Annotated in this window: 11 protein-coding genes; 4 read left to right on the forward strand and 7 right to left on the reverse strand. The window is 61.5% G+C overall.

Annotated elements, in window-relative coordinates; translation table 11 throughout:
• Positions 1-154 precede the first annotated feature (154 nt).
• Both gloB and WBQ77_RS06130 read left to right on the forward strand, forming a co-directional pair.
• Entirely contained in the window at positions 155-925 is a 771-nt protein-coding gene (gloB, locus tag WBQ77_RS06125; protein WP_424043335.1) for a hydroxyacylglutathione hydrolase, read from the forward strand.
• Between the two features lie 23 nt (positions 926-948).
• Positions 949-1,368, forward strand: a complete 420-nt coding sequence (locus WBQ77_RS06130; RefSeq protein ID WP_424043353.1) for a cupin domain-containing protein — start codon at positions 949-951, stop codon at positions 1,366-1,368.
• An 87-nt stretch (positions 1,369-1,455) separates the two neighbouring features.
• Here WBQ77_RS06130 and phbB read toward each other — a convergent pair whose 3' ends face one another.
• Both phbB and WBQ77_RS06140 read right to left on the reverse strand, forming a co-directional pair.
• A complete protein-coding gene (gene phbB / locus WBQ77_RS06135) occupies positions 1,456-2,178 on the reverse strand; it encodes an acetoacetyl-CoA reductase (protein WP_424043336.1) in 723 nt (240 codons plus the stop codon).
• Between the two features lie 141 nt (positions 2,179-2,319).
• The gene (locus WBQ77_RS06140; protein WP_424059387.1) at positions 2,320-3,501 is read right to left on the reverse strand and encodes an acetyl-CoA C-acetyltransferase; all 1,182 of its coding nucleotides are present in this window, start codon (positions 3,499-3,501) and stop codon (positions 2,320-2,322) included.
• 225 nt (positions 3,502-3,726) lie between these two features.
• On the opposite strand from WBQ77_RS06140, the gene phaR reads away from it, so the two are divergent.
• A complete protein-coding gene (gene phaR, locus WBQ77_RS06145) occupies positions 3,727-4,341 on the forward strand; it encodes a polyhydroxyalkanoate synthesis repressor PhaR (RefSeq protein WP_424059389.1) in 615 nt (204 codons plus the stop codon).
• A 47-nt stretch (positions 4,342-4,388) separates the two neighbouring features.
• Here phaR and WBQ77_RS06150 read toward each other — a convergent pair whose 3' ends face one another.
• The 5 genes from WBQ77_RS06150 to ftsE all read right to left on the reverse strand — a co-directional run bounded on the left by WBQ77_RS06150 (position 4,389) and on the right by ftsE (position 8,184).
• Positions 4,389-4,733, reverse strand: a complete 345-nt coding sequence (locus WBQ77_RS06150; RefSeq protein ID WP_424059391.1) for a hypothetical protein — start codon at positions 4,731-4,733, stop codon at positions 4,389-4,391.
• A gap of 229 nt (positions 4,734-4,962) precedes the next feature.
• Positions 4,963-5,688 carry a lysophospholipid acyltransferase family protein gene (locus WBQ77_RS06155; RefSeq protein WP_424043343.1) on the reverse strand — a complete coding sequence of 242 codons (726 nt, stop codon included), beginning with the start codon at positions 5,686-5,688 and terminating at the stop codon, positions 4,963-4,965.
• A 5-nt stretch (positions 5,689-5,693) separates the two neighbouring features.
• On the reverse strand, positions 5,694-6,410 hold the full coding sequence (locus WBQ77_RS06160; protein ID WP_424043345.1) for a YdcF family protein: 717 nt from the start codon (positions 6,408-6,410) through the stop codon (positions 5,694-5,696).
• An 86-nt stretch (positions 6,411-6,496) separates the two neighbouring features.
• The gene (locus WBQ77_RS06165; protein WP_424059393.1) at positions 6,497-7,495 is read right to left on the reverse strand and encodes a cell division protein FtsX; all 999 of its coding nucleotides are present in this window, start codon (positions 7,493-7,495) and stop codon (positions 6,497-6,499) included.
• 11 nt (positions 7,496-7,506) lie between these two features.
• Positions 7,507-8,184, reverse strand: a complete 678-nt coding sequence (ftsE, locus tag WBQ77_RS06170; protein WP_424043350.1) for a cell division ATP-binding protein FtsE — start codon at positions 8,182-8,184, stop codon at positions 7,507-7,509.
• A gap of 137 nt (positions 8,185-8,321) precedes the next feature.
• Between ftsE and WBQ77_RS06175 the strand changes: the two genes are divergently transcribed.
• Positions 8,322-8,572: zinc-ribbon domain-containing protein (locus WBQ77_RS06175; RefSeq protein ID WP_424059395.1), on the forward strand; the 251-nt coding region annotated here is incomplete at its 3' end.

Here is an 8,572-nt window from a genome sequence, read left to right on the forward strand (position 1 = left end):
TCAATCCAAGCTCTATTTCAATCCGAAGCCTTCTTTCAAGCCAAGGATCTGTTTTCAACCCCTAGCCTGCAGAGTACGGTCCGGGACGGCCGATCTGTCCGGCTCGGCGCAGTCGAAGAGAACGACATCCAAGAGAGACATCGAAGAGAGCGATATGGCCAATCTTGAGATTTTCCAGTTTCCGACGCGGAGCGATAATTATGGGGTGCTGCTCCACGACCCCCAGACCGGTGCGACAGCGTCGATCGACGCGCCCGAGGCCGGGCCGATTCAGGCCGCGCTCGCGCAGAAGGGCTGGAATCTTACCGACATTATCGTGACGCACCACCACGCGGATCATACGGCCGGGATCGGCGCGCTGAAGAGCAAGTTCAACTGCACGGTCTATGGGCCAGCGCGCGAGGCCGGTCTCATCCCTGGGCTTGACGTGGAGGTCAAGGAGGGCGACACGGTTGCCGTGGGCCACGCAGACGCAACGGTCATCGAAACGTCCGGCCATACGCGCGGTCATGTCAGCTACCACTTCCCCGGGGAGAGCGCCGTGTTTGTCGGCGACACGCTGTTCTCTGTCGGCTGCGGTAAACTCCTGGAAGGCGATGCGCCTACTATGTGGGCGTCCTTGTCGAAGCTTGCGGTCCTGCCGCCGGAGACGGCCGTCTATTGCGGCCATGAGTACACCGGGGCCAATTGCCAGTTCGCCCTGACCATCGAGCCAGGCAACGAGGCCCTGCAGGCCCGCGCCGCCGAAGTCGTCAAGAACGATGCCAACGGCCGGCCCTCCCTGCCCACGACGATAGGGCTGGAACTTGCCATCAACCCCTTCCTGCGTGCATCGAGCCCCGAAATTCAGACCCGGCTGGGTCTGGAAGGGCAGCCGCTTGAGGTCATTTTCGGCGAGGTGCGGCGGCGCAAGGACCGATTCTAGTGGCCAGAACGCCACCCGCCGAGATCCGAAGCGCCGTCGAGGTGATCGCTCATCTGGCGCTCGAACCGCATCCGGAGGGCGGCTGGTTCCGGGAAACCTTCCGCGACGAGACCGGTCCCCAGGGGCGGGCCCATTCAACGGTGATCCTGTTCCTACTGGCTGACGGGGAGGTCTCGCACTGGCATCGGGTGGATTCTGTCGAGGTCTGGCACTGGTATGGCGGCGCGCCCCTGGTGCTCAAAGTCGCGGACGAAAACGGCGCGGTTCAAGAGTTCACGCTGGGGTCGGATCTGTACGGCGGGGAACATCCCCAAGCCATCGTGCCGGCGCATGCTTGGCAGAGTGCGAAAAGCCTTGGGGCTTGGACGCTTACCGGGTGCACCGTGGCGCCCGGCTTTCATTTCGACGGCTTCGAACTCGCCCCCGAGGGATGGGTGCCATAATGCTCTGTGAACCTTGAGTGTCGCGAAACGTCTTGGGCCGGATCGTTGAGAGCCGCGCCGGGAAGCAATGTTCCCGGCGCGAAGCAGTTAGTCGGAAAGCTGACCGCCATTGATGGTCAGCGTCGAGCCGGTGATCCAAGCGGCTTCGTCGGCGGCCAGGAACACCACGCAACGTGCGACCTCTTCGGCCTCGCCCAAGCGTCCGACCGGAATCTGGCCGACAATGGCTTCCATCACTTTCTCGGACACGCCGGCCAGCAGTTCCGTGGCCACATAGCCTGGTGCGATGGCGTTGGCGGTGATGCCCTTGCGCGCACCTTCCAGCGCGAGCGTGCGGGTAAAGCCGATTATGCCCGCCTTGGCGGCGCAGTAATTGGAGAGCCCCAGCATGCCCTGCTGGCCGTTGATCGAGGAGATCGAGATAACGCGGCCGAATTTACGCTCGCGCATTCCGTTGATGACCTGACGGGTGACATTGAACACGGAGTCGAGATTGGTGCGCATCACCTCCGACCACTGCTCAGGGGTCATCTTGTTTAGCATCGAGTCGCGGGAAATCCCGGCATTGTTCACCAGCACGTCGACCGGGCCGACTTCGGCCTCGACTGCGGCAACGCCCTTCTCACAGGCGGCATAGTCGCCGACATCCCATTTGAAGACCGGAATACCGGTTTCCGCCTTGAAGGCGTTCGCAGCCTCGTCGTTGCCTGCATAGCTGGCGGCGACTGAATATCCCGCGTCTTTCAGCGCCTTGCTGCATGCCGCGCCAATGCCGCGCGTTCCACCAGTGACAAGAGCCACCCTTCCCATAGCATCCTCCCTTGGCGCACTTACGCGCCTGTTTCTTCAACTCTGCCAGACCCATGCCCGGATTGAGCAAGCGCCAAATCGACGTGTGGGGCGGCTCAGGCCACCCCACACGAAATCGTCTCAAAGCTCAAGAGCGATGGATTAGCCGCGCTCAAGGCACATCGCAACGCCCATGCCACCGCCGATGCAGAGCGTGGCTAGACCCTTCTTGGCGTCCGCCTTCTGCATTTCGTGCAGCAGCGTAACCAGCACACGGGTGCCCGAGGCGCCGATCGGGTGGCCGATGGCGATGGCACCGCCATTGACGTTCACCTTGTCGCCGTCCCAGCCCATGTCCTTGTTCACGGCTAGGGCCTGCGCGGCAAAGGCCTCGTTAGCCTCGACCAGGTCTAGATCGCCAATCTTCCAGCCGGCCTTCTCGAGCGCCTTGCGGGAGGCCGGAATGGGACCGGTACCCATGATCGTGGGATCGACGCCAGCCACCGCCCAAGAGGCGATACGGGCGAGTGGGGTCAGACCGCGCTTCTTAGCTTCCTCAGCAGACATCAGGACCACGGCGGCGGCGCCGTCATTGATGCCCGATGCGTTACCCGCAGTCACGGTGCCTTCTTTGTCGAAGGCCGGTCGCAGTTTGGCGATGCCATCGACCGTGGCGCCTTCTCGGATGTACTCGTCCTCTTCCACGACCACCTCGCCCTTTCGGGTCTTGATGGTCACGGCTGCGATCTCGTCCTTGAACTTGCCACCCTTCTTCGCCGCTTCCGCCTTGTTCTGCGAGGCGACGGCAAAGGTGTCCTGGTCGTTGCGGGTCAGTTGCCACTGCTTGGCGACGTTCTCGGCGGTGTTACCCATGTGATAGCCGTTGAAGGCTTCCCACAGGCCGTCCTTGATCATCGTGTCGATGAACTTGACGTCGCCCATTTTGTGGCCGTTGCGCAGGTTCGCAACGTGGGGCGACGAGCTCATATTCTCCTGGCCGCCCGCAACAACAATGTCCGCATCGCCCAGGGCAATCTGCTGGGCGCCTAGAGCGACGGAGCGTAGGCCCGAACCGCAGACCTGGTTGATACCGAACGCGGTCGCCTCTTGCGGCACGCCTGCGGCCATGGCCGCCTGCCGGGCCGGGTTCTGCCCTTCGCCGGCCGTGAGCACCTGGCCCATGATCACTTCGTCCACGTCGCCTGCATCAACGCCGGCCCGTTCTAGAGCCGCCCGGATGGCCGTTTCGCCCAGGGTGTGGGCCGGAACGGCCGAAAGGGACCCGCCGAACGATCCGACCGGTGTCCGTGCAGCGCCGACAATTACAATTTCTGCTTCTTTCATACTGTCCTCCGACTGAAACTCGCCCCCGGTCATACCGCAGTGCATTGCAGCTGGAAAGACAAACAAGCGCTTCAAATTAAGGCGTCCGGCAAAGTCGCTGGTCCCGCGCACGTTGGACGTGCTACTTATTTTCGCAACTGCGACATGGACTGCATATTTTTGGAGTTCCGAGTCCTATCCGGGCCAGGGCGTCTGGCGCGGGCCGAGTTTAGGAGTAAACGACACGTGGCTAGGGATGCGAACCAGGAGAACCGTCCGGTTATCATCAAGAAGTACGCCAACCGGAGGCTCTACAACACCGATACCAGCACCTATGTGACCTTGGAGGATCTTGCCGAGATGGTCCGCGCCGAGCGCGACTTCGTGGTCTACGACGCGAAGTCAGGCGAAGACCTGACGCATACCGTGCTGACCCAGATCATTGTCGAACAGGAGAGCCGCGGCACCAACCTGCTGCCGATCGGCTTTTTGCGTCAGCTCATCCGCTTCTATGGCGACGGTATGCAAAGACTGGTTCCTTCTTATCTAGAATTCAGCCTGGATTCGCTGACCAAGCAGCAGGAGCAGTACCGGCGGCGTTTTGCGAACACGTTCGGGACGGCGGCGTTCGATGCTGTGCAAGATCAGGTGCGCAAGAACTTCGAGGCCTTCGAGAAGGCGCTCGGCATGTTCACGCCCTACGGGACGGAAGGGGCGGGCTCGGAGGGGGACGAGAACGCCGTTGCAAGCGGCGAGACGCCAGCGTCCAAACCCGCCGAGCCAACCGAGGATGATATCGATAAGCTGAAGGCTGAGCTTCAGGCCATGCAGGAACGGCTGGAGAAGCTCTCGCGCACGTAAAGTGCCGCCGCTTCGCGACCAAACGTCTGGAAAAGACTTATGTGGGTCTACGCTGCAGCTGCCGGCTGATGCAGATGCGCGGCCGTCAGATCAGCCTCGACAAATGTGCGTGCCCGGGCCGTATCAGCCAGAAGGTGGATATGAACTTCGTTCGCGCCGATCTTCGCGCCTTCATGGCGCAGACGGGCGAGATTCAGCGACATGGCGCCGTCCTTAGTATTGCCGAAAGCCAGAGCCTCGCGCGAGCCGTCCTCATGACGCCGTACCAAGATAAAATTGGCTTGCGGCAGGGCCGGGCAGCCGACGAGCGAATATACGCTGTGGAGATACCGTCGCCCCGAGGCGCCGCGCCAGTAGTGGAAGGCTTGGTCGAAGGCGGCTTCGGCGCACACCAAAGCCGGCTCCTCCGACGGACCGCAGGAGGTGGTGTCGGTTGTAGCAAACTCAGGAGCGTCTGAAGGGCTCGTCCACATCGTCTATCAGTCCCGTTAACCTTGGTGACACTAACTCAAATAGGTTGAGCGAGCGCAAATTCAAGCCATCGCCGTCCGTTATTCGCTTCTGGAACAAAGTATGAACTTAGCGACGTGCGGCGTCAAGCTTTTAAGTGTTAACAAGGAGTTAACGGTTTTTTCTGGCGGCGGTAGCTTCCGCCATCAGGCGGTCCGTGGCGGTCTCGATGGCCGTCTGCAGACGGCTCATGAATTCGGCCTTCGGTAGGCCTGGCGGGATCGGATCGAGAATTTCCACGATTACGGTTCCAGGCTTGCGGTACCAGGACCGCCGGGGCCAAAACATGCCGGAATTCAAGGCGATAGGCACGCACGGCAGGTCGAGCGCTTTGTAGATCAGCACGATTCCCGTCTTGTAGGCGGGCGGTGCGCCAGGGGGCCGGCGGGTGCCCTCGGGAAAGATAAGGATCTCCCTTTCCTGGGCGGCGCGGTCCTTCGCGTGGCGCAGCATATTACGGAGGGCTGCCGGTCCCTTGTCCCTGTCCACGGGGATCATCTGGAACTTTCGGGAGAACCAACCATGAACCGGAATCCAGAACAATTCGCGTTTCATCAGCAGCGTCGGATCGCGAAAAAGTGGAATCAGCGCAAACGTTTCCCAGGCCGACTGGTGTTTCACGGCGGCCAGGTACGGCGGGGCGGGCAATTTTTCGAGGCCGCGGACCTCGCAATCGAGACCGGCAATGTGCTTTAGGAGCCAAAGTTCGGTGCGGGCATATACCTTGAAGGCCGCCATGGACCATTTGCGCGGCGTGAAGAGGAACGGGAGTCCCAGGGTCACGAAGAGCGCGGCCGTGACGTAGAACAGAAAGCCGAAAACGAGGGAGCGGACCATGTCACTTACGGTTCGGGTTCGTCCTCTGGCGGCACCGAGGTGCCGGGGAGCGCAACGCGCACGAAATTTGTCGCCCAGAGCCGTCCGAGCGCGGGCAGGTATTTCAGGTACTCGGACAAAAGCAGCTTTGTGGTACCGGGAAATTCCCACCAGCGCGCGACTTCCACATTGTTGTCCACAACCGGATAGGGGACGAGATTGACCCCGGGCATGGCGCGCTCCAGCTCGGCGAGCGCGCGCGGCATGTGATAGTTGGACGTGACGACGATCACCGACCCATAGCCGTTCAAGGTCACCCAGCGGGCCGTCTCGGTCGCGTTGTCGATCGTGTTGCGTGCGACCTTATCGATATCTACGCAGCAGTCGAAATATTGTGGGCCAATGGTGCTGAGCCCCTTCAATTGCTCCAGGCTCGTGCCGCGATTGACGCCGGTGATCAGCACGCGCCGCGCCTGCTTCCGCGCCATCAGCCTCATGGCGTCGTCGATGCGGGAGACTCCGCCCGTCAGAACCGTGATTCCGTCCGTCGCATGGGGCGGTTCCTTCGGCTCCCGGGCAAGCCCGTTCGCGAACACGATGAAGCCTATGATCAGCATGACCAGCAGCAATATCGTCGCGTCGAACACGAGGCGGACGAAGCCAATTGGGCCGCGGAAGCGATGGAAGTGCTTCGTGCGGTCCTCCGCGTTCTCGTCACCGTCTATGTCGATACTCTTGTTCAAGAAATACTCCGGACACCTTGCGTCGCGCAGCCTATGCACTTTACCGACCGGGCCAACCCAATAGGAGCTAACACACTCACTTGCGTTCAAGCATGGGTTTTCAGTACGCGAAAGACCCCAAGCCGGGAGGTGACCATGCAGAGCGCAGCGACCACCACGACCGTCAGCGCCAGAAGAAAATAGCCGCCGAGATCGAGTTCGCCATTTCCTAACAGACGGCGGGTTTCCGCTTCCGTGACAGACCCGCCGCCGAGGAGCGACAGCAGGAAGGGCATTAGCATAAAGGTAACGGCCGCCGCGATGGCGCCGACCAGGCCAGCCCTGACGCCAAGACCAAGAAAGTGCTGCTCAAACTCGCGCGATATGAAGCGGTCGCTCGCACCGACAAAGTGCAGCACCTCGATGATCTCGCGATTTGTGGCCATGGCGCTCCGCGTGGCCGAGACTATGACGGCGATGGTTGCTGCGGCGACGAGCGCCAGGACCGCGATGCCGCCGAGTGCGGTCGATCGCGTGATGAGCTTGATTTCGGATTGCCAGCGTCTGTGATCGTCGAGCGTGACCCCTTCGAAGTTCTCCGTGAGCGCGTTTTGGATGGATTCGATATCGGGCGGTTCCGACCGGTCGATCTCCACCGCGATCAGGCGTGGCACCGGCAGCGCCGAAAGAGCGGCGGTTGAGCCAAGCCACGGCTCGAGAAGCTTGGCCGAATCGTCCGCACTCATGGGTTTCACGCGGGCCACGCCGGGTTGCTTTGCTAGGAACAGGGCCACCAGGGTCATCTTTTTCTCGATGTCCGCGGTTTCCAGGGGATTTAGCTCGATCGTGACCTCGCTGGCGATATCGTCGACCCACGCGCTGGCGGACTGATGCACCATGTAGACGCCGCCGGCGGTCAGGCAGGCCAGGAATGTCATGATGGCGATCACGATCGTCAGGGCCCGGCCGGCGACGGACGCGGGCGGGACGATCTGCGAGGAGGGCGCCTGGAAGCTTTTTGGCAGGCGCGCGGCGAGCCGGGCCGGCAGAACGCCGGCGAGCAGGCTGGTCCAGGGATAGTCCTTGATATCGCTGAGGAACGTCACGTTGCTTTTACCTACCGGGCGGTGATTTGGGGCGCGCCGACCTGGAGCTGCCCCTCTTGGAGCATGAGTCGCGGTGCCTCAAGCTGTTCCATCAACCCATAGTCGTGGGTGGCGATAATGACAGACGTGCCCAGCCGATTGAGTTCGACGAAGAGACGCAGCAAGCGATCGCCCATTGCCGGATCCACATTGCCCGTGGGCTCATCGGCCAGGAGCAGTTCGGGGCGGCCAATAACGGCCCGGGCAATCGCCGCGCGCTGTTTTTCGCCCCCTGAGAGGGTCTCGGGATAGGCGTGGATGCGATTTCCGAGGCCGACCCAATGCAGCAGATCGGTCACGTCGTCGGCATAATCGCTCTCGTTCCGGCCCATAACGCGCAAGGGCAGTGCCACGTTTTCCCAGGTGGTGAGGTGGTCCAACAGCCGAAAATCCTGAAAAACAATGCCGATTCGGCGCCTGAGGGCTGCCCGTCCCGCGGGCGCCAAATCAGCTAAATTCTCACCAAAGACGAAAATTAACCCTCGGCTAGGACGTAGCGACATAAAAAGAAGACGCAATAATGATGTCTTCCCGGCACCAGATGGTCCTGTCAGGAAGTGAAAGGAGCCTGGGTGCACGTGAAAAGTGACATCGCGCAAGATTTCCGGACCTGAGCCATATCGCAGCCCGACATTGTCAAAGCGGATCACCCGACTTCCTTGCGCCTCTTAACATTGCCGAATACTGGCACTTTATGCTGAACTCTCCGTCCTGTATCAATGCTAGAGCGTAACCGAATGGGGCGTCCCACATATTCACGGTGTAGTGGGCGATTGCGGCAATCAAAATGGCGACACTAATTATTTGTCCGGCGTGCGGAACCCGGTACCAAATCAAGGCGGCCTTCCCACCCGAAGGCCGAAAGGTACGTTGCGCAAAATGTAGTCACGTCTGGCAGGCGCAGCCTGCGGACCAGGATGCCGCGCCGCCGCCGGCAGCGGCTACACCCCCGGCTGCAGCCCCAGCGGCAACAGCAGCCCCACCACCGGCAGCGGCTACACCCCCGGCTGCAGCCCCAGCGGCAACAGCAGCCCCACC

This window comes from Methyloceanibacter sp., from assembly GCF_049590335.1.
GTDB lineage: Bacteria > Pseudomonadota > Alphaproteobacteria > Rhizobiales > Methyloligellaceae > Methyloceanibacter.

Coding starts and splice junctions, on each gene's coding strand:
- gloB (WP_424043335.1), top strand. CDS start 155: ATGGCCAATCTTGAGATTTTCCAGTTTCCGACGCGGAGCGATAATTAT.
- WBQ77_RS06155 (WP_424043343.1), bottom strand. CDS start 5,688: ATGGTCCGCTCCCTCGTTTTCGGCTTTCTGTTCTACGTCACGGCCGCG.
- WBQ77_RS06140 (WP_424059387.1), bottom strand. CDS start 3,501: ATGAAAGAAGCAGAAATTGTAATTGTCGGCGCTGCACGGACACCGGTC.
- phbB (WP_424043336.1), bottom strand. CDS start 2,178: ATGGGAAGGGTGGCTCTTGTCACTGGTGGAACGCGCGGCATTGGCGCG.